An 18,438-nucleotide genomic window follows, 5' to 3' on the forward strand; every position below is an offset into this window, starting at 1 on the left:
CCCCCCCCCCCCCCCCCCCCCCCGCCGCGTGAGCGACCACCGCCCGGCACCGCGCGCGGGGCGCGCCGCTGACCCGGCCGTACGCGTCGCACGCGCGAGGCAAGCCGCGTGGTCCCGGTGGCCCCGGCGCGCGGCCGGCCGCACCGCCGCACCCGACCGGCGCCCGGGGCCGGCAAAAGGACGTGACGCGCGCCGGCCCGGCCGGTACAACAAGCAGGTGACCACCACGCTGCGACCAACCAGCCCACTGAACGAAGCGGCCGACGGCGCGCGCTCGCGCACGTACGAGGTCTGCGACAACGGCCGCTCCGTCGGCACCCTGGAACTGGGCACCGACCCGAGGTTCGGCCCCGCATCCGGCCAACTGCGGCACCTGGAGATAGCCGAGGGCGACCGCAGGCGGGGCCGCGGCACCGTGGCGGTGCTGGCAGCCGAAGAGGTGCTGCGCGGTTGGGGCTGCACCCGGATCACCACCACCGTCCCCGCCGAAGCGCCGACGGGCATCGCCCTGGCCACCGCGGTCGGCTACACGCCCGGCGGCCACAACATGGTCAAGGAGCTGACCGAGCCGCCCGACCTGCCGACCGGCAGCAGCGCGCGCCCGCTCACCGACGCCGAGTACCCGCAGTGGTTGGCGGCGGAGCGAGCCGGATACATCCAGAGCTGGCTGGAGCGCGACGTCACCCGGGAACAGGCCGAGAACAAGGCGGACGCCGACTACGCGAAGCTGCTGCCGAACGGCCCGGCGACCCCCGGCACGGTGCTGCGCGTGCTCACCCACGACGGCGTCGACCGCGGCAACATCTGGGTCTCCGTCAGCAAGGACCACGGGTACGCGGACGGCGCGTACGTCTTCGCCGTGCTGGTCGAGCCGGAACACCGCGGCCAGGGACACGGCCGCACCCTGCTCCAGATCGCCGAGCGCGAGACCCTGGCCGCCGGCCTCAACCGGCTCGGCCTGCACGTCTTCGCCACCAACGCCCCGGCGATCCGGCTGTACGAGTCACTGGGCTACCGGTACACCCACACCCATCTGACCAAGTCGCTGCTCTAGCGTCCCGCCCCGGCGCGGCCGTGCTCGCCCGCCAGCGCCAACAGGTGGGCCACCGCCGGATTGGGGTCCGTTACGCGCCAGGCCAGGGCGACCCGGGTGCGTACGGTGTCGGGCGCCAGGGCGCGGAAGGCGACGCCGCGCAGCCGCATCCGACGCACGCCCGCCGGCGCGAGCGACACCCCGAACCCGGCCTCCACCAGCGCACAGACCGTCTGCCACTCCACCGCGTGCTGCGCCACCCGCGGCACGAACCCGGCCGCCCCGCACAGCGCGACGATCTGGTCGTGGAACTGCGGCCCGGCCGCCCGCGGCAGCAGGACGAAGGGCTCGCCGGCCAGCGCGTCCAGGGCGACGACGCGCCCCGCGGCCAGCGGATGCGCGGCCGGCAGCACCGCCACGAACCGCTCCCGCAGTACGGTACGGAAGCCCAGTTCGGGCCCGTCCGCCGCGGCGGTGGGCGGCTCGCGCAACAGCCCGACGTCGATGCTCCGATCGCGCAGCGCGGCCAGTTGTGGCGCCGAGGTCATCTCGCGGATGTCCAGCCGTACGGCCGGGAACCGCTCCCGGAAGGTCCGCAGCAGGCCGGGCAGGACGGTCAGCGCGACCGAGGCCGCGAAGCCGATGCGCAGCCGGCCGGAGCGCCCGTCGCCCGCGGCCCGGGCCGCTTCGAGCCCCGCGCTCAGTACGGACAGGGCACGCTGCGCGGCGGGCAGCAGTTCCCGGCCCGCGGCGGTCAGCGCCACCCGCCCCGGCTCCCGGACGAACAGGGCGTGACCGACCTTCTCCTCCAGCCGGCGGATCTGCTGGCTCAGCGGCGGCTGGGCGATGCCGAGCCGCGCAGCGGCCCGCCCGAAGTGCAGTTCGTCGGCGAGCACCGCGAAGGCGTGGAGCTGCGGCAACGGCAGCTCGGGGCGCTCGGCTGGCGCCACGGAATCCGACACGTCCATACGCCTAGCAATATCAGTCGATGCCACAGCGTGTATTAGACGTATGGCGGGCGCGCCCCTAGCGTTCGGGCCATGGCAGAACGACGCGCGATCCGCACCGGCTCGCCCTTCGAGGAACAGATCGGCTACGCCCGTGCCGTGGTCGACGGCGACCGGGTGCACGTCTCGGGCACCACCGGCTTCGACTACGCGACGATGACGATCCCGGACGATGTGGTGCTCCAGGCCGAACAGTGCCTGCGCACCATCCAGGCCGTGCTGGCCGAGGCCGGATGCACGCTCGCCGACGTGGTGCGGGTGCGGTACCTGCTGCCCCGCCGGGAGGACTTCGAGCCGTGCTGGCCGGTGCTGCGCCGGCACTTCGCCGCCGTACCGCCGGCGGCCACGATGCAGGTCTGCGGGCTGGCCGACCCCCGAATGAAGATCGAGATCGAGGTGGAAGCGCGCCGGCCGACCGGCTGACGCATGACGCGGCGCTCCTGCACCACGTGGCCCCCCCCGCGGCCGGGCGCCACCGCATTGCCTGACGCCACCTGCGACGCCGGGCGCCACCCGCACCACCCGCCCGCGGCTGCGCCGCACCGCCCGTCAGGCCCGCCCGAGCAACCCGTCGGCGATCTCCACGATCCGCTCCCGCAGCCCCTCCTGGCTCTTCCCGCCGTCCAGCCGCTGGCCACCGATCTCGTACGTGGGCGTGCCCGTGACGCCGATCGCCTGGCCCTCGGCCTGGTCGGCGTCGACCACGAGCAGGTGCCGGCCGTCGATCAACGCGGTGTCCACCTCGTCGGCGTCCAGGCCGATCTCCCGCGCCACCTCCACGAGCAGGTCGTTCCCCCGCTCGGCGAGCTCCGCGACCCGCGCCAGGACGGCCTCCACATAGGGCCAGCCCCGACCCTGCACCGCGGCCTCCTCCGCGGCCTGGGCCGCCGCGTACGCGTGCTGGTGCTTGGCGAGCGGGAAGTGCCGCAACCGGATCTCCAGCGCGTCCCCGTACCTGGCCCGCAACGCATGCAGGTCATCGAGGGCCGACCGGCAGTCCGGGCACTGGAGCTCGCACCACACGTCGAGCACGGCGGAAGGAGCGGAAGCAGGGGAGGGGACGTCTACGGGGGCATCTGTGGGGCTCATACGAGCAGTCTTTCAGCTCCCCGGCGTATCCACGCACTGGCACCTGCGGAGGAGCCCTCCCCGGAGATGTCCCGGATATCGCACCGATTGACGAGCGATCGTGGCTGATCCGGGGCCGCACGGTGCACGATGGATGGGACAGCACCTCACGAGCAGGAGGACCGGATGCTGACCTCGACGCTCTGCGCCGCACTGTCGGCGGCGGGCCTGGGCATCGCCGCCATGACGGCGTACCGCAAGCGGTTCCTGGCGGCGACCCGGATCGCCGCCTATGCCCTCCTCCCGCTGGGGCTGGCCATGACCGGCATCGCGGACTGGATCAGCGACCTCGTCTTCAAGCCGTCGGTGTGGGTGGGATTCGGCGTGCTCGCCGTCTCCGCACTGCTGTTCCTGGTGGTCAGGGGCGTGGAGCAGCGCGGTGAAGGCGGCACCCGCAAGGAGCGCAAGGCCGCGGCGGCAGCCGAGCGCGCCGCCCTCGCCCCCCAGGCCACCGTGCCCCCGCTCGGCGCCGGCCGGGCAGCGGAGCGCACCCAGCCCCGCCGCAAGGCCAAGGGGAGCGCCGGCAGCGACGAGTTCGCCGATATCGAGGCGATCCTCAAGAAGCACGGAATCTAGCGAACTATCCCCCGAGCGAGGGGCGTTGACTGAAACCGATGATCCCACTCCGGGATCATCGGGCAGCGATGCCGCACTCACCCGGGGAATCCACCCCCGCCTCAGGACACCAGGAATCGCGCGGATGCCTCTTCGCGCTCTCCCAGCCACCGCTGATGCTCTTCCTCAGCGTGATCGCCACCCTGCTGCTGCTCGCAGCGGTCCATGACCTCTACCCCTGGTGAGCCACCACCCGCCCCGATGCCCCGCGGTCCACGCGCGCAGGTCCGGAGCCCGGCCGTCGCGTACGACCCCGGCAGTGCCGCGTACGACCCGGGCGGTGCGGCCCCACGCGGCGGCTGCCGCTAGACGCCGGCCTCGCGCCGGCGGGCCCGGTAGGCCGCCACATGGAGACGGTTGCCGCAGGTGCGGCTGTCGCAGTAGCGGCGCGAGCGGTTGCGGGACAGATCGATGAACGCGCGCCGGCAGTCCGGGGCCTCACACCGCCGCAACCGCTCCTGCTCGCCCGCCACCAGCAAGAACGCCAGCGCCATGCCTCCGTCGGCCGCCAGGTGATCGGCGATCGAGGCGTCCGGTGCGAAGTAGTGCACGTGCCAGTCGTAGCCGTCGTGGTCGGTCAACTGCGGAGTGGTACCGGCCGCGGCGACCATCGTGTTGATCAGCGCCGCCGCGCCCGGCGCGTCCGGCGCGGCGAAGACGGCGACGAAACCCTCCCGCGTCACTCGAACGGCCGCCAGATCACGCTCGCCCAGCGCCCCCACACCACTGATCTTGTGGCGGGTGACGAAGGCGCTCAACGCCGCCAGATCGGGCAACCCGTCGGGCTCCGAACCGTCCGGCGCCGTGTTCACCAGGTCGACGACCGCGTCGAGTGCGCACCGAGTGTCGTGGTTGATCAGCACGATTCGCTCCCTGGCCGGGTGGGTCGGCGGCTGCCCTTCGATTCCGGTGACTCTATCGGCTGGGCGATCGGCCGGACGCAACAACGGTGCCGCCGCCACGGGCCAAGCCGGGCGACGGCACCGCCGTCTCTCCTGTGAGGTTGTGGGTCGCCCGCCGCGTCACGGACCGTCTCCCCGAGTCGGACGGCCCTTGGGCGGGTGGGAACCGGCGCCCGCGGCCCGAGGCCGCGCCACGTCAGCTCGTACGCGCAGTCAGCTCTCGGCCAGGATGTGGGAAAGCTCCGTATCCAGGTCGAAGTGCCGATGCTCGGTGCCGGGCGGCACTGCGGCGTCTGTTCGCTTCAGGAAGGACTCCAGGGCCCGCGCCGGGGCTTCGAGGAGTGCCTCACCCTCCGGGGAGCTCAGCGCGATGCAGACGACGCCCTGACCGTGGCTGCGAGACGGCCAGACACGGACGTCGCCGGTGCCCGTGGGCCGGTGCAGGCCCTCGGCGAGAAGATCGCGGGCGAACACCCACTCGACCGTCTCTTCGGCTCCGGTGTGGAAGGTGGCGTGCACGGCATACGGATCGGCCGTGTCATACCGCAGGCCCGCGGGTACAGGCAGTGAGGACTCGCTCGATACAACGAGGCGCAGGTGCAGCTCGCAGCTGACCGTGGTGTTCATAAGCGCCAGGGCCTTTCGCTCAGTGTGCGCTCGGGGATTCGCACGTCGGCGAAATCGACATGCCACCTACGGTGCCGTTGTAAACCCCTCTGCCCGTTTTGTGGCTCTTCGGGTCGCTCGGCTGGCCGACCCCCCGTTCGCGTAAAACCGCCATTCCAGTGAAGGCGCGCGATCCGGTAGGTTGGCGAGTATGAACGCGGAGAGTGACGGACGGCAGGCGGGTGCAACGACCCCCGCACCGTCCGATACGGGGGGCAAAACCGGAACCGAGCCGCCAGTCCTCGGATCCCGGGCGCCGCACTTCATCAAAAAGTCGCGCGCCCTACACCTGAGCTGGCAAGTGGGCGTCTTCGTGGTGGGGCTCGCGGTCGTCATCGTGGGCATCATCATGCTGCCGCTACCCGGACCGGGCTGGCTCGTCATCTTCGGCGGCATCGGCATCTGGGCAACCGAATTCGTCTGGGCCCAACTCGTCCTGCGCTGGACCAAGCGCAAGGTCAGCGAGGCAACCCAACGAGCCCTCGACCCCCGAGTCCGCCGCCGCAACATCATCCTCACCACCATCGGGCTGATCATCATCGGCGCCGCCCTGGCGGTCTACATCTACAAGTTCGGCATCGTCATGCCCTGGAAGATCGACGAATAACAGCACGGCCACCAGCCCCACCATGGTCAAAAGCACGGCCTGACATGCGGTAATGTTGGCCGCGCCGAGGGCGATTAGCTCAGCGGGAGAGCGCTTCGTTCACACCGAAGAGGTCACTGGTTCGAACCCAGTATCGCCCACGAAAGCGATAGGCGACTCGTGTCTGCGGACTGCGCAGACCGGGTCGCCTTCGTCGTTTTTGCTCGGCTTCGCCATCGCGTTGCGGGGGCTCCGCCACCCGCACCCCCGGGGGTCGGGTGGGGTGGGCCGGGAGCGTGGGGTTGGGGTAGCTCGGCTTCGCCTTCGTGGGGCTCGGCTTCGCCATCGGGGTGTGCTCGGCTTCGCCTTCGCTGGGGCTCGCCTGCGGCTTCGCTGGGCTTCGTTGTTGCTTGGGTTCGGGTTTGGCTGCGGGGTTGGTTGGCTTCGATTGGTTGGGGGCTCGGCTTCGCCTTCGTTCAGGCTCGCGTTCGTCGTTGCGGTTTGGGTTGGTTGTGGGTGGGCTCGGCTTCGCCTTTGCGGGGACTTCACCCTTGGGCTTCGCGGGGGCTCGGCTTCGCCATCGGGGTGTGCTCGGCTCGGGGGTTCGGTTGGGGTGTTGGCGCGGGTGGTTGTGTCGATGTCGCGGTGGGGATGGGGGCGGGTCGGCAGACTGGGGGCATGGTTGGTGGGCGGCATCACTATCGGTTTCGTAGTTGCTGGGGGCTGATCGCTGGGCCCGACGCCGTGTACGCCGTGTTGGAGCGCATCGAGGAATATCCCCTCTGGTGGCCCCAGGTGCGGGAGGTCCGGGAGATTGACGGGCGGCGGGGGAGCATGCGGTTTCGGTCCGTGCTGCCTTACGAGCTCGTTGTCGAGGCCCGTGAGGCGCGGCGTGATCCCGCTGCCCGGGTCCTGGAGATCTCCATGACCGGGGACCTCGACGGGTGGGCGCGGTGGACCGTACTGCCGGCGGTCGTGGGGACGGGCAGTCGGGCCGTGTTCGAGCAGGAAGTCGAGTTGCGCAAGCCGCTGCTGCGTCGGCTCGGGCCGGGCTGTCGGCCCTTCCTCATCCTCAACCACGCGCTGATGATGCGCGGCGGGCACCGCGGGCTGCGGTCGCTGCTGGCACGCGGGGGCGGGGCGAAGAACGCGGTTTGAACAACGGTCGCCGCGACCTGTATTGTTCAACTCGTTCGCCGGAAACCCCAGGGAAAACGGCCGGACATCGGGGCGATTAGCTCAGTGGGAGAGCGCTTCGTTCACACCGAAGAGGTCACTGGTTCGAACCCAGTATCGCCCACCCCGAAGAAAACAAGCGCCGTGCTCCGCAAGGGAGCGCGGCGCTCTGTGTTTTCCCCGCGCGGGGCGATGGTGTAGCTGGATACACCACGACCTGGGGGAGCGCTCCATGGTGCGGACCCGTCGCTGATTCCTACCGTTCGTACTCCAAGGGAAACGGGAGGACGAGGGCGATGAGCGGGACGACCAAAGGCGTGCTGTGGCTGCTGTTCGGGCTGTGCGTGGGGATCAACGTGATCATCGGGGTGACGTTCGACGGCGGGCTGATGGAGATCGTGCTGAGCGCGATGACCGGCGTCTGCGCCCTCGCGGCCGGTGCGGGGCTGCTCGCCGCCCGCCGCGCCGGGCGCTGAACCACCCGCGCCGCCCCGGCGACGTCAGGGCGGGCGCGCGGTGAACCGTTTCGCGAGGTGGGCATCCGGCTCGGTACGATTCGTGCTGCGCAGCGCTCGCTGTCGCACCACAGCAACGTCAGGAGAGACCGGTGTCAGACGTCCGTGTGATCATCCAACGCGATTCCGAGCGGGAAGAACGCGTGGTCACGACGGGCACGACGGCCGCCGCGCTCTTCGAGGGTGACCGTTCCATCGTCGCCGCCCGGGTCGCCGGCGAGCTGAAGGACCTGGCGTACGAGGTGGCCGACGGCGACGAGGTCGAACCCGTCGAGATCACCTCCAAGGACGGCCTCGACATCCTGCGGCACTCCACCGCACACGTCATGGCGCAGGCCGTGCAGGAGCTGTTCCCCGAGGCCAAGCTCGGCATCGGGCCGCCCATCAGGGACGGCTTCTACTACGACTTCGACGTCGAGAACCCGTTCCACCCGGACGACCTCAAGCGCATCGAGAAGAAGATGCAGGAGATCCAGAAGCGCGGCCAGCGCTTCGCGCGGCGGCCGGTCACCGACGAGGCGGCCCGCATCGAGCTCGCCGACGAGCCGTACAAGCTGGAACTCATCGGGCTCAAGGGTGCCGCGGCCGACGCCGCCGAAGGGGCCTCCGCCGAGGTCGGCGCGGGCGAGCTGACGATCTACGACAACCTGGACGCCAAGACCGGCGAGCTGTGCTGGAAGGACCTGTGCCGCGGCCCGCACCTGCCGTCCACGCGCGCCATCCCCGCCTTCAAGCTGATGCGTTCGGCCGCCGCCTACTGGCGCGGCAGCGAGAAGAACCCGCAGCTCCAGCGGATCTACGGCACCGCATGGCCGACCAGGGACGAGCTCAAGGCGCACCTGGAGTTCCTCGCCGAGGCCGAGAAGCGCGACCACCGCAAGCTCGGCGCCGAGCTCGACCTGTTCTCCATCCCCGAAGAGCTCGGCTCCGGCCTCGCCGTCTTCCACCCCAAGGGCGGCGCCGTCCGCAGGGTCATGGAGGACTACTCGCGCCGGCGGCACGAAGAGGCCGGGTACGAGTTCGTGAACACCCCGCACATCTCGAAGGAAAAGCTCTTCGAGACCTCCGGGCACCTGCCGAACTACGCCGACGCCATGTTCCCGCCGCTGGAGTTCGACGGGCAGAACTACCGGCTCAAGGCCATGAACTGCCCCATGCACAACCTGATCTTCCGGGCCCGCGGGCGCTCCTACCGCGAGCTGCCGCTGCGCCTGTTCGAGTTCGGCACCGTCTACCGGTACGAGAAGTCGGGCGTGGTGCACGGCCTCACCCGGGCCCGCGGATTCACCCAGGACGACTCGCACATCTACTGCACCAAGGAGCAGATGCCGCAGGAGCTCGACGACCTGCTGACCTTCGTGCTGAACCTGCTGCGCGACTACGGCCTCAACGACTTCGAGCTTGAGCTGTCCACCCGCGACCCCGAGTCCGACAAGTTCATCGGCGAGGACGCGGAGTGGGAGGAGGCCACCGAGGCGCTGCGGGCGGCGGCCGAGAAGCAGGGCCTGCCGCTGGTGCCCGACCCGGGCGGCGCCGCGTACTACGGGCCGAAGATCTCCGTCCAGGCCAGGGACGCCATCGGCCGCTCCTGGCAGATGAGCACCATCCAGGTGGACTTCCAGCAGCCCAAGCGGTTCAACCTGGAGTACACCGCCGCCGACGGCTCCCGGCAGCAGCCCGTCATGATCCACCGGGCGCTCTTCGGCTCCATCGAGCGGTTCTTCGCGGTCCTCCTTGAGCACTACGCGGGCGCCTTCCCGGCCTGGCTCGCCCCCGTCCAGGCGGTCGGCATCCCGATCGGCGACGGGCACGTGCCCTACCTGGCCGAGTTCGCCGCCGAGGCCAAGGCCAAGGGCCTGCGCATCGAGGTCGACGCCTCCTCCGACCGGATGCAGAAGAAGATCCGCAACGCGCAGAAGGCCAAGATCCCGTTCATGGTCATCGCCGGCGACGAGGACGTGGCGGCCGGCGCGGTCAGCTTCCGCTACCGCGACGGCTCGCAGAAGAACGGCATCCCGCGGGCGGAGGCCATCGCGGAGATCGCGGACGCCGTGGAGCGCCGCGTCCAGGTGTGATCGCCGGCCGTGGCCCCGCAACCGCGGGGCCACGGCCCGCACCCGGCACCCGCCGGCCGGGCCCGGGCGAAGCCGCCCGGGCCGCCCCGCCTTCCGCTCCCACCGGGGAATATGCTGGCGCGCATGACGAGTGAGCCGGAGCAGCAGATCGGAGTCGGCACCCAGGACGCCTTCCAGCGCCTGTGGACGCCGCATCGGATGGCGTACATCCAGGGCGAGAACAAGCCGACCGGTCCGGGCGCTGATGACGGCTGCCCGTTCTGCACCATCCCCGCCAAGAGCGACGAGGACGGCCTGATCATCGCCCGCGGCGAGCACGTGTACGCGGTGCTCAACCTCTACCCGTACACCTCCGGGCACCTCATGTCGGTCCCCTTCCGGCACGTCGCCGACTACACCGAACTGAACGCGGCCGAGACCGTCGAGCTCGCCGAGTTCACCAAGGCCGCCATGACCGCGCTGCGCACCGCGTCCGGCGCGCACGGCTTCAACATCGGCATGAACCAGGGCAGCGTCGCCGGCGCCGGGATCGCCGCCCACCTGCACCAGCACGTGGTGCCGCGCTGGGGCGGCGACACCAACTTCATGCCCGTCGTCGCCACCACCCGCGTACTGCCCCAACTGCTCGCCGACACGCGGCAGTTGCTCGCCGAGGTGTGGCCGCTGTCCTGAGCCGCGGCGCCTGCCGGCCGCCCGCTCACCCGGCCCGGCGCCCGCCTCGCCCGGCCCCGCGCCCGCTCGCCGGGCCCCCGCGCACGGCGCCGTACACGGCGAAGGCCCGCCCCGCACTGCTGCGGGAGCGGGCCTTCGGCGCTGGTTGGTCCCGGTCGGGCGGTACGGCCCGGTGCGGGGGAGCGGACGTGGTGGATCAGGCGTCGTACAGATCGGCCTTGCGGGGCGAGGCGTCCTGCACCGCGCCGCTGAGGGCCAGCGAACGCTTGTCGAAGCGGTCGGTGTCCACACCGTTGTCGTTCAGCACCCGCAGCGCGGCGTCGTGCACCACCCGCAGTACGGGGGTGGCGGCGCGCAGTGCGTCATCGGCCATGAACCGGTGCCGCCAGGGCTTGTCCGCCCAGGCGTGCCGCAGGCCGAACGGCTCCGGCAGGCTCAGCTTGCCGCCGAGGTAGTCCAGGAGTGGCGGATACCAGGTGAACGGGGCGCGGACCGCGAGCCGCACCACCTCCTGGGGCTCGACCAGCGGCTGCGGGATGCTCTTGGTCTCCCAGAACCTGACGGTCTTGTTCACCGTCTTGGTCTTTGGGGACGGCTTGGTGGTGAAGAGCGGGTGCACCGGGCCGAGCGCGTGCCCGGTCACCTCGATGCGCAGCGTCTTGTGCAGCACCGTCACCGTGATCAGCATGGTGATCACGAGCTGGCCGTCCCACAGGACGAACTGGACGCCCAGGTAGTGCCGGTCGCCGCTGTCGAACTGCTGGTCGTTGCAGATGCGCTGCAACTCCACGCCCTTGACCTGGAAGCCCTCCTCCTCGGTGCTGCCGCCGCGGGCGACCGACTTGGCGCCCTCGCCGATCGCCGAGACGACCCAGTGCCGCACCGAAGGGGTGGGGAAGCCGCCGGTGTGCAGCGGGCCCCGCTCCAGGAGCTTGAGCTGGTCGTGGATGGCCTTTATGACGTCCCAGCTACGGAACGGGTTGATCTCCTTGCCCGGGTCGAGCGGGATCAGGTCCTCGGCGAGTTGCCAGCTTCCCCAACGGGTGCCCATGCCCAGTATTCCCTTGGGGCCGGCGTAGAAGACGATGTTGCTGTGCTGCTCGGCGGTGAGCTTCTCCAGGTTCTTGCGGAGTTGCTCGGCCGCCGTCTCGCCCGGGTTGCGCGGCACCGCCTCCGGCACCTTGGCGCCCAGGCCGCCGCCGCTCAGCAGCGCGCTCCAGCGCTCCCGCAGGTCCTTGGCGGTCCGCTCGCTGATCTGCTTGGCGATGAACCAGCCGATCACCGGCGCGACGAGCATCACCCGCGCGTAGATCCACCAGACGTTGTGCACCGGCGCCTTGACCATGCCGTAGGCGACAAGACCGCCGGCGACGATGGCGAGGATCACGCCCAGCGCGCCGGCCCGCTTGTGCTGCGAGCCGGCCAGCGTGCGCCGTATCTGGAACGCGGTCAGCCACAGCAGCACACCGGGCAGGAACAGCAGCCCGAAGACGACCATGACGATCGTCAGCTTGATGTCCCGGGTCTTGCGGATGCCGTTGGCCGCCAGGCAGTGCTCGACCACCGTCTGCGGCTCTATCCCGAAGGACTGGATGAGTTGGCCGCGGGCGCCGCCGAGCATCCGCACCTGTACGGCACGGGAGAACGCCTCCCCGAGGTTCGGCTCGAACAGCGAGAACCGGGGCGCCTTGACCTCCGACACCGTCCACTCGGAGTTGGCGTCGAGCAGCTTGCTGACCTCGCTGTCACGGTAGGCGGCCGAGGCGAGCGCCTGGGTCGCCGCCGTCTGGCCCGCCGCGCCGGAGAGCGGAATCTGCGCCCCGGGACTGAAGTCGAATCCATCCGCCGTCACTACCGCCCCCAATGCCACACATGCCTTGCTGCGGCTCGTTCCCGACTACCGTTCCCGACACACGTCCTGTGCTGCGACGGCTCGCCGCCGAGCCGTCCTTCAGCGTATCCGTGGCGGGTGCCGCCTGTCCCCACCGCCTGCAAAGCCGCCCGCTGGAGGGCCGTCGAGCGCGCCGGTGTGCGCCCTATGCCTGACTATTGGTCATTTTGTGAAGCTGCTCGGCGAGATGACTCGGCATCGGTTCGTGGCGCGCGTAACGGCGGCTGAAGCGGCCGGCGCCGTGCGCGAGGGAGCGGAGGTCCACCGCGTACCGACTGATTTCCGCCTCGGGGACCTCGGCCCGTACCGAGGTGGTGCCGGTGCCGGTCTGTTCGGTGCCCACGACGCGGCCCCGGCGCCCGGACAGGTCGCTCAGCACGACGCCCACGTGCTCGTCGGGGACGCTTACCCGCACCTCGCACACCGGCTCAAGGAGGTCGATGCGGCACTCCGCCGCCGCCTCCCGCAGTGCGAGCGCGCCGGCGGTCTGGAACGCGGCGTCGGAGGAGTCCACCGAGTGCGCCTTGCCGTCCACCAGCGTCACCCGCACGTCCACCAGCGGATAGCCGGCGGCGACGCCGCGCTCCGCCTGGGCCCGTACCCCCTTCTCCACCGAGGGGATGAAGGACCGCGGCACGGCGCCGCCCACGACCCGGTCCACGAACTCGATGCCGCTGCCGGCCGGCAGCGGTTCCACCTCGATGGCGCAGATCGCGTACTGGCCGTGGCCGCCGGACTGCTTGACGTGCCGGCCCCGGCCGCTGGCCGCCGCGCCGAACGTCTCGCGCAGCGCCACCCGGTGCGGCACCGCGTCCACCCGCACCCCGTACCGGGCCCGCAGTCGCTCAAGGACGACGTCCACATGGGCCTCGCCCAGGCACCACAGGACGACCTGGTGGGTGTCCTGGTTCTGTTCCAGGCGCAGCGTCGGGTCCTCGGCGACCAGCCGGGCCAGGGCGTGCGAGAGCTTGTCCTCGTCCGCCTTGCCGTGCGCCTCGATGGCGACGGGCAGCAGCGGGTCCGGCATCGCCCACGCCGCGATCAGCAGCGGATCCTCCGGTGCGGAGAGGGTGTCCCCGGTCTCGGCCCGGCTCAGCTTGGCCACGCAGGCCAGGTCGCCCGCGATCGCCTGCCCCACCGTCTGCTGGTGCTTCCCGAACGGCACCGAGAGCGCGCCCACCCGTTCGTCCACGTCGTGGTCCTCGTGCCCGCGGTCCTTCAGACCGTGCCCGCACACGTGCACCGTCTCGTCGGGGCGCAGCGTGCCGGAGAAGAGCCGGACCAGCGAGATGCGCCCCACGTACGGGTCGGACGAGGTCGCCACTACCTCGGCGGCCAGCGGCCCGGCCGGGTCGCAGGCGAGCGCGGGGCGCGGGGCGCCGCTCGGGGTGGTGACGGCCGGGGCGGCGCGCTCCAGCGGGGTGGGGAAGCCGCCGGTGACGAGTTCGAGGAGTTCGCTGGTGCCCAGGCCCTGCCGGGAGCCGTCGGCCGCCGGGGCGGCGGCGAGCACCGGGTGGAAGGTGCCGCGCGCCACGGCCTTCTCCAGGTCGGCCACGAGGGTCTTGACGTCGATCTGCTCGCCGCCGAGGTAGCGGTCCATCAGGGTCTCGTCCTCGCTCTCGGCGATGATCCCCTCGATGAGCCGGTTGCGGGCCGCGGCGACCAGCGGCAGCTCCGCCCCGTCCGGCGGGCGGGTGGTGCGCCGGCCCGACGCGTAGTCGTAGACCTGCTCGGACAGCAGCCCGATCAGGCCGGTGACGGGGCGGTGCCCGTCGGAGCCGGCCGGGCCGTGCAGCGGCAGGTACAGCGGCAGTACGGCGTCCGGGTCGTCGCCGCCGAAGGCCGCGCGGCAGATCTCCGTCATCTCGTCGAAGTCGGCGCGCGCTGCCTCCAAATGGGTGATGACGATGGCCCGCGGCATGCCGACGGCGGCGCACTCCTCCCACACCAGGCGGGTCGCGGCGGCCACGCCGTCCGCCGCCGACACCACGAACAGGGCCGCGTCCGCGGCGCGCAGACCGGCCCGCAACTCCCCGACGAAGTCGGCGTAGCCGGGGGTGTCCAGGAGGTTGATCTTGCAGCCGCCCCATTCGACGGGGACCAGCGACAGTTGGATGGAGCGGTGCTGGCGGTGCTCGATCTCGTCGTAGTCGGAGAGCATCCCGCCGTCCTCGACCCGGCCGGCCCGCCCCACCGCCCCGGTGGCCAGCGCCAGCGCCTCCACCAGCGTCGTCTTGCCGGCTCCGCTGTGGCCGACCAGCACCACGTTCCGGATCGAACCGGGGTGGTCGGCCGTCGCGGCCCTGCCGGCGGCTGCTGCCGGGGGACCCGTCTTCTCGCCCATGCGTCTGGACCTTTCGGTAGACACCCGCGTCCTTCGAGCTTTCCACCGCGGTCATGGTGCGTCCATACGTCACACACGGTCCCGTAACGCCCCGCCCCGTGCGCTCTGCGGCTGGCGGCTTCGGGTTCGGCTCCGGGTTCGGGTTCGTACGGCGCTGGCTTGGGCCTGGGTACGGGGCCGGGGCCGGGCTCGGGTGCGCAGGGGGCACGGATCAGGGGGCCGGGGGCCGGGGCCCAGGGGTCAGGGGGCCGCAGGTCGGGGCGGTGCCGGGGGTGGTGGGTCGGTGGGGGTGATGGCTCCCGTCTCCCAGGCCCAGGCGGCGATCTCCACCCGGTTCCGCAGCCCCAGCTTCGTCTGGATGCTGGCCAGGTGCGTCTTGACGGTGGACAGCGACAGCACCAGGGCGGCCCGGATCTCCTGGTTGGTCCGGCCGCGCGCCACCAGCCTGGCCACCTCCAACTCCCGTTCCGTCAGCGGGCCCCTGGCATCGGCCACGGGCCGCTCCCGCAGGTCGCCGAGCCGTTCCAACAGCCGTACCGTCACCGCCGGCGAGACCAGCGCGTCGCCGCGCGCCGCCGCCCGTACCGCCTCCACCAGCAGCTCCGGGCCCGCGTCCTTGAGCAGGAAGCCGCAGGCGCCGCCGCGCAGTGCGCCGTAGAGGTAGTCGTCCTGGTCGAAGGTGGTCACGACGACCACCCGCAGTGGGTCGACGGCGCCCGGGCCGGCCAGCAGCCGGGTCACCTCAAGGCCGTCCAGTTTCGGCATCCGGACGTCCACCAGACACACGTCGGGCCGCAGCCGGCGGGCGAGCGCCACGCACTCGGCGCCGTCCGCGGCCTCGGCGACCACCTCGATGCCTGGCCTGGCCTGGAGGATCAGCCGGAAGCCGGTACGGACCATCTCCTGGTCGTCGGCGATCAGTACGCGCGTCGGCGAGCTGCTCATCCGGCCGATCCTGCCATGCCGGGGCCGGGCCGCCCGCCAGGCCGTTCGGAGTCGGGCCGCACCGGGAAGGCGGCGCTCACCCGCCAGCCGCCGTCGGGCGTGGCCCCGGCGCTGAACGTGCCGCCGACCGCCTCGACCCGCTCCCGCAGCCCGAGCAGCCCGAACCCGCCCCGGCCGCCCGGCGGCGCCGGCGCTCGCTCGGCCGGTGGGCCGTTGCGCACCGTCACGGTGAGCCGGTGAGGTCGGGGCGTCCGGTCGCTGTGGTCGGCCTGGTCGGCGCGGCCCGTCCCGGGGGGCCGGCCCGTCCGGGCCGGTTGTTCCGGCTGGTCTGCCGCGGGTGAGTGGTCCGGTCGCTCGGGCTGCGCCGGCCGGGAAGCGCCGCGCGGTCGCCGGTCTGCGCCGCCCGCTCGGATCGCGTCGGCATCCACCTCGACCACCACGTCACGGGCGCCCGGCGCGTGCCGGCGGACGTTGGTCAGGGACTCCTGGACGACGCGGTGTACGGAGGTCTCGACCTCGGGGGCGAGCTGCGCCGCGCGGGCGGCAGCCGTCACCCGCAGCGTGGGCGCGAGCGGCGGGGCGCCCCGTTCGGACTGGCCGGCCTGGCCGGGCTGACTGGGCTGGCTGAGCTGACTGGGCTGGCTGAGCTCGCCGAACCCGGCGACCAGGGCGGCCAGCACCGCGGGGAACTCGCCGGGCCGCACCGGCGGCCCCTCCTCCGCGCGCAGCACCCGTACCAGCCGGCGCATCGAGTCCAGCGTCTCCCCGCCGGCCCGCTCGATGTGCGCCAGGATCGGGTCGATCTGCTCGGGCGCGCTCTCCCACACGGCGCGGGCCGCCTGGGCCTGGACGACGATGCCCGTCACATGGTGTGCGACGAAGTCGTGCAGGTCACGGGCGAGTTCGAGGCGTTCGCCCTGGCGTACGGCGAGGATCGCCCGGTGGCGCCTGGCATCCAGCGCCCGCAGGTAGCAGCCCAGCCCGACGGCGCCGCCGGCGGCCAGCGTCAGGACGAACGCGAAGACCAGGTCGCCCCCGGCGTAGTGCATGCGCAGCGGCAGTACGACGACGGCGACGGCGAGCACCGCGCCCCAGCCGGCCGCGGCCCGCGGCGGCACGGCCTCGCGCGCGGTGCGCACGAGGAGCAGCAGCAGGCCGGCGGTCTCCAGCAACCCCCAACTCACCTCGACCCCGCGGCCGGGCGGCAGCAGTACGCAGGTCACCACCAGTGAGCCGAGCCCGGCGAGCGCTGCGCGCCGGGTGGTGGCCAGGTGCCGGCGGGGCAGGGCGAGCAACAGGACGACCGCAGGCCCTGTGACCAGCGCGACCCACGGGCGGGCCCCGGCCCGCCCGGCCGCGGCGACCACGCTGCCGAGGTCGGCGAGCCAGGGCAGGCCGAGCCCGACGTACAGGGCGCACACCGCCAGGCGTCGGGCGCGCGGGGCGAGCGGCACGTACGCGTCCGCTCCTCGAAGGCTCTCGTCCACGGTGAGCAGGCTAGGCACTGACCGGGCTGCGGCGACTCGGCCAGATGGCCGACCTCATGGCCGCGGACGGGGCCGGGCGGCCGAGGCGGCGGGGGCCACGGTCACGCAACCGTCGTGGCATGAGCCCATGGCCCCCCTTCCGCCGCCGCAGCGCGGCCCCCACCCGCACCATCAGCGCGGCCCCCACGACCGGCCCGACCGACCTCGCCACCCCATGCGCGCCACCCAGTTCATCGAGCTCACCCGTCCCCCTCGATTCACCCAGCTCATCCACCCCCGCATCACCCCTGCTCACCGGCCGTGGACTGGTCAAGAGCTTCGGCGGGACCAGGGCGCTGGACGGGGTCGACGTGACCGTACGGGCCGGGGAGGCGCTGGCCGTGATGGGGCCCTCGGGGTCGGGGAAGTCGACGTTGCTGCACTGTCTCGCGGGTGTCGAGCGGCCGGACGCCGGGCGCGTACTGCTCGGTCCCGACCGGGTGGACGACCTGCCGGAGCCGCGCCGCAGCGAGATGCGGCGCACCCGGTTCGGCTTCGTCTTCCAGGCCGGGCACCTGCTGCCCGAACTGTCCGCCGTGGAGAACGTGGCGCTGCCGCTGATGCTCGGCGGCGCCGCGCGGGCCGCTGCGGTGCACCGGGCCCGCGCCTGGTTCCCGCGGCTCGGTCTGGAGTCGCTTGAGGAACGTCGGCCCGGCCAGCTCTCCGGCGGGCAGGCCCAACGGGTGGCCATCGCCCGGGCGTTGGTGGGCGGGGCCGAAGTGGTCTTCGCCGACGAGCCCACCGGCGCGCTCGACCAGACCACCGGGCAGGCCGTGATCAGGCTGCTGGTAGCGGCCACCGGAGAACAGGGCGCCGCGCTGGTCGTCGTCACGCACGACCCGCAGGTGGCGCGCTGGTGCGACCGCGTGATCGAAGTCCGCGACGGACGGGTGCGCGCCCCGGCGGGCGCTGCCGACGCGACGGCCGGGCGGCGCGCATGAGGGCCGCCGACCGCACCACCTGGACGCTGGCGCTGCGGCTGCTGCGCGGCGGCGGACGCACCGGGGCGCTCGGCACGGGGCTCGCGGTCGCCGCCGCGGCGCTCTGCACCACGCTCCTGCTGCTGTGCCTCGCGGTCAACGCAGGCTTTCAGGAGCGTGCCGCCCGTACGGACTGGCGGGGCCCGGTCCGCGCCGCCGAGCCGATCGCGGTGCAGGCCGTCGGCACCGCCTTCCACGGCGGGCGGCCCATCACCGTGGTGGACCTGGCGCCGGTGGACGGCGCGGCGCCGCCCCGTACCGCCCTGCCCGCGCCGCCCGGCCTGCCCCGCTTCCCGCGCCCCGGCGAGCTGTGGACCTCGCCCGCGCTCGGCGCCCTGCTCGACGCCGCGCCGGCCGGCCGCGGGCCGGTGCTCGCC

18 protein-coding genes, 2 tRNA genes and 1 pseudogene are annotated in these 18,438 nt (G+C 72.5%); 13 read left to right on the forward strand and 8 right to left on the reverse strand.

Annotated elements, in window-relative coordinates; translation table 11 throughout:
• The first annotated feature begins 217 nt into the window (after positions 1–217).
• Complete coding sequence (locus tag ACMA1D_RS30880; RefSeq protein WP_414727289.1) at positions 218–1,054, forward strand: GNAT family N-acetyltransferase; 837 nt, start codon at positions 218–220, stop codon at positions 1,052–1,054.
• On the opposite strand, the gene ACMA1D_RS30885 is transcribed toward ACMA1D_RS30880, so the two are convergent.
• Complete coding sequence (locus ACMA1D_RS30885) at positions 1,051–2,001, reverse strand: LysR family transcriptional regulator (protein WP_414727290.1); 951 nt, start codon at positions 1,999–2,001, stop codon at positions 1,051–1,053. The two genes, ACMA1D_RS30880 and ACMA1D_RS30885, sit on opposite strands and share 4 nt — an antisense overlap.
• A 72-nt stretch (positions 2,002–2,073) precedes the next feature.
• Between ACMA1D_RS30885 and ACMA1D_RS30890 the strand changes: the two genes are divergently transcribed.
• Complete coding sequence (locus ACMA1D_RS30890; RefSeq protein WP_414727291.1) at positions 2,074–2,463, forward strand: RidA family protein; 390 nt, start codon at positions 2,074–2,076, stop codon at positions 2,461–2,463.
• A 126-nt stretch (positions 2,464–2,589) separates the two neighbouring features.
• On the opposite strand, the gene ACMA1D_RS30895 is transcribed toward ACMA1D_RS30890, so the two are convergent.
• Entirely contained in the window at positions 2,590–3,129 is a 540-nt protein-coding gene (locus tag ACMA1D_RS30895; RefSeq protein ID WP_414727292.1) for a DsbA family protein, read from the reverse strand.
• 165 nt (positions 3,130–3,294) lie between these two features.
• Between ACMA1D_RS30895 and ACMA1D_RS30900 the strand changes: the two genes are divergently transcribed.
• Together ACMA1D_RS30900 and ACMA1D_RS30905 are read left to right on the forward strand one after the other, a co-directional pair.
• A complete protein-coding gene (locus ACMA1D_RS30900) occupies positions 3,295–3,744 on the forward strand; it encodes a hypothetical protein (RefSeq protein ID WP_414727293.1) in 450 nt (149 codons plus the stop codon).
• A gap of 68 nt (positions 3,745–3,812) precedes the next feature.
• Positions 3,813–3,968, forward strand: coding sequence for a hypothetical protein (locus ACMA1D_RS30905; RefSeq protein WP_349993404.1), 156 nt, complete (start codon positions 3,813–3,815; stop codon positions 3,966–3,968).
• A 120-nt stretch (positions 3,969–4,088) separates the two neighbouring features.
• Here the strand turns inward: ACMA1D_RS30905 and ACMA1D_RS30910 are convergent, their stop codons facing one another.
• Both ACMA1D_RS30910 and ACMA1D_RS30915 read right to left on the reverse strand, forming a co-directional pair.
• On the reverse strand, positions 4,089–4,646 hold the full coding sequence (locus tag ACMA1D_RS30910; protein ID WP_414727294.1) for a CGNR zinc finger domain-containing protein: 558 nt from the start codon (positions 4,644–4,646) through the stop codon (positions 4,089–4,091).
• A gap of 252 nt (positions 4,647–4,898) precedes the next feature.
• Positions 4,899–5,312, reverse strand: coding sequence for an SsgA family sporulation/cell division regulator (locus tag ACMA1D_RS30915; RefSeq protein WP_003959770.1), 414 nt, complete (start codon positions 5,310–5,312; stop codon positions 4,899–4,901).
• 190 nt (positions 5,313–5,502) lie between these two features.
• On the opposite strand from ACMA1D_RS30915, the gene ACMA1D_RS30920 reads away from it, so the two are divergent.
• From ACMA1D_RS30920 to ACMA1D_RS30950, 7 genes are all read left to right on the forward strand, one after another.
• Positions 5,503–5,958 (forward strand): TIGR02611 family protein, encoded by a 456-nt coding sequence (locus ACMA1D_RS30920; protein ID WP_414727295.1) that lies wholly within the window; start codon positions 5,503–5,505, stop codon positions 5,956–5,958.
• Positions 5,959–6,026: 68 nt separating this feature from the next.
• Positions 6,027–6,098, forward strand: a tRNA-Val gene (locus ACMA1D_RS30925).
• Between the two features lie 517 nt (positions 6,099–6,615).
• Entirely contained in the window at positions 6,616–7,095 is a 480-nt protein-coding gene (locus ACMA1D_RS30930) for an SRPBCC family protein (RefSeq protein WP_414727296.1), read from the forward strand.
• 70 nt (positions 7,096–7,165) lie between these two features.
• Positions 7,166–7,237 (forward strand) — tRNA-Val (locus tag ACMA1D_RS30935).
• A gap of 172 nt (positions 7,238–7,409) precedes the next feature.
• On the forward strand, positions 7,410–7,589 hold the full coding sequence (locus tag ACMA1D_RS30940) for a hypothetical protein (RefSeq protein ID WP_414727297.1): 180 nt from the start codon (positions 7,410–7,412) through the stop codon (positions 7,587–7,589).
• A 131-nt stretch (positions 7,590–7,720) separates the two neighbouring features.
• Positions 7,721–9,703: a threonine--tRNA ligase gene (gene thrS, locus ACMA1D_RS30945; protein WP_414727298.1), complete on the forward strand. Its 1,983-nt coding sequence runs from the start codon at positions 7,721–7,723 to the stop codon at positions 9,701–9,703.
• Between the two features lie 111 nt (positions 9,704–9,814).
• Positions 9,815–10,375, forward strand: a complete 561-nt coding sequence (locus tag ACMA1D_RS30950) for an HIT family protein (protein ID WP_414727299.1) — start codon at positions 9,815–9,817, stop codon at positions 10,373–10,375.
• 196 nt (positions 10,376–10,571) lie between these two features.
• Here ACMA1D_RS30950 and ACMA1D_RS30955 read toward each other — a convergent pair whose 3' ends face one another.
• From ACMA1D_RS30955 to ACMA1D_RS30970, 4 genes are all read right to left on the reverse strand, one after another.
• Positions 10,572–12,227, reverse strand: a complete 1,656-nt coding sequence (locus tag ACMA1D_RS30955) for a hypothetical protein (protein WP_414727300.1) — start codon at positions 12,225–12,227, stop codon at positions 10,572–10,574.
• A gap of 184 nt (positions 12,228–12,411) precedes the next feature.
• Positions 12,412–14,610, reverse strand: a complete 2,199-nt coding sequence (locus tag ACMA1D_RS30960) for an elongation factor G-like protein EF-G2 (RefSeq protein ID WP_414727301.1) — start codon at positions 14,608–14,610, stop codon at positions 12,412–12,414.
• Positions 14,611–14,850: 240 nt separating this feature from the next.
• Complete coding sequence (locus tag ACMA1D_RS30965) at positions 14,851–15,555, reverse strand: response regulator (RefSeq protein ID WP_414727302.1); 705 nt, start codon at positions 15,553–15,555, stop codon at positions 14,851–14,853.
• Positions 15,552–17,042 carry a sensor histidine kinase gene (locus tag ACMA1D_RS30970; RefSeq protein ID WP_414727303.1) on the reverse strand — a complete coding sequence of 497 codons (1,491 nt, stop codon included), beginning with the start codon at positions 17,040–17,042 and terminating at the stop codon, positions 15,552–15,554. Before ACMA1D_RS30970 ends, ACMA1D_RS30965 begins: the two co-directional genes overlap by 4 nt.
• Before the next feature lie 119 nt (positions 17,043–17,161).
• On the opposite strand from ACMA1D_RS30970, the gene ACMA1D_RS30975 reads away from it, so the two are divergent.
• Together ACMA1D_RS30975 and ACMA1D_RS30980 are read left to right on the forward strand one after the other, a co-directional pair.
• Positions 17,162–18,022, forward strand: a complete 861-nt coding sequence (locus tag ACMA1D_RS30975; RefSeq protein WP_414727304.1) for an ABC transporter ATP-binding protein — start codon at positions 17,162–17,164, stop codon at positions 18,020–18,022.
• Positions 18,019–18,438 (forward strand): annotated as a pseudogene (locus ACMA1D_RS30980) (ABC transporter permease); the annotation flags it as partial. The gene ACMA1D_RS30975 and the pseudogene ACMA1D_RS30980, both read left to right, overlap by 4 nt.

It is taken from the genome of Streptomyces sp. 796.1 (genome assembly GCF_047525675.1).
GTDB lineage: Bacteria > Actinomycetota > Actinomycetes > Streptomycetales > Streptomycetaceae > Streptomyces.

What these genes read in the sequence shown, in the direction of transcription:
- ACMA1D_RS30885 (WP_414727290.1), bottom strand. Translation starts at nt 2,001, where the DNA reads ATGGACGTGTCGGATTCCGTGGCGCCAGCCGAGCGCCCCGAGCTGCCG.
- ACMA1D_RS30890 (WP_414727291.1), top strand. Translation starts at nt 2,074, where the DNA reads ATGGCAGAACGACGCGCGATCCGCACCGGCTCGCCCTTCGAGGAACAG.
- ACMA1D_RS30895 (WP_414727292.1), bottom strand. Translation starts at nt 3,129, where the DNA reads ATGAGCCCCACAGATGCCCCCGTAGACGTCCCCTCCCCTGCTTCCGCT.
- ACMA1D_RS30900 (WP_414727293.1), top strand. Translation starts at nt 3,295, where the DNA reads ATGCTGACCTCGACGCTCTGCGCCGCACTGTCGGCGGCGGGCCTGGGC.
- ACMA1D_RS30905 (WP_349993404.1), top strand. Translation starts at nt 3,813, where the DNA reads ATGCCGCACTCACCCGGGGAATCCACCCCCGCCTCAGGACACCAGGAA.
- ACMA1D_RS30915 (WP_003959770.1), bottom strand. Translation starts at nt 5,312, where the DNA reads ATGAACACCACGGTCAGCTGCGAGCTGCACCTGCGCCTCGTTGTATCG.
- ACMA1D_RS30920 (WP_414727295.1), top strand. Translation starts at nt 5,503, where the DNA reads ATGAACGCGGAGAGTGACGGACGGCAGGCGGGTGCAACGACCCCCGCA.
- ACMA1D_RS30930 (WP_414727296.1), top strand. Translation starts at nt 6,616, where the DNA reads ATGGTTGGTGGGCGGCATCACTATCGGTTTCGTAGTTGCTGGGGGCTG.
- ACMA1D_RS30940 (WP_414727297.1), top strand. Translation starts at nt 7,410, where the DNA reads ATGAGCGGGACGACCAAAGGCGTGCTGTGGCTGCTGTTCGGGCTGTGC.
- ACMA1D_RS30950 (WP_414727299.1), top strand. Translation starts at nt 9,815, where the DNA reads ATGCTGGCGCGCATGACGAGTGAGCCGGAGCAGCAGATCGGAGTCGGC.
- ACMA1D_RS30960 (WP_414727301.1), bottom strand. Translation starts at nt 14,610, where the DNA reads ATGGGCGAGAAGACGGGTCCCCCGGCAGCAGCCGCCGGCAGGGCCGCG.
- ACMA1D_RS30965 (WP_414727302.1), bottom strand. Translation starts at nt 15,555, where the DNA reads ATGAGCAGCTCGCCGACGCGCGTACTGATCGCCGACGACCAGGAGATG.
- ACMA1D_RS30975 (WP_414727304.1), top strand. Translation starts at nt 17,162, where the DNA reads ATGAGCCCATGGCCCCCCTTCCGCCGCCGCAGCGCGGCCCCCACCCGC.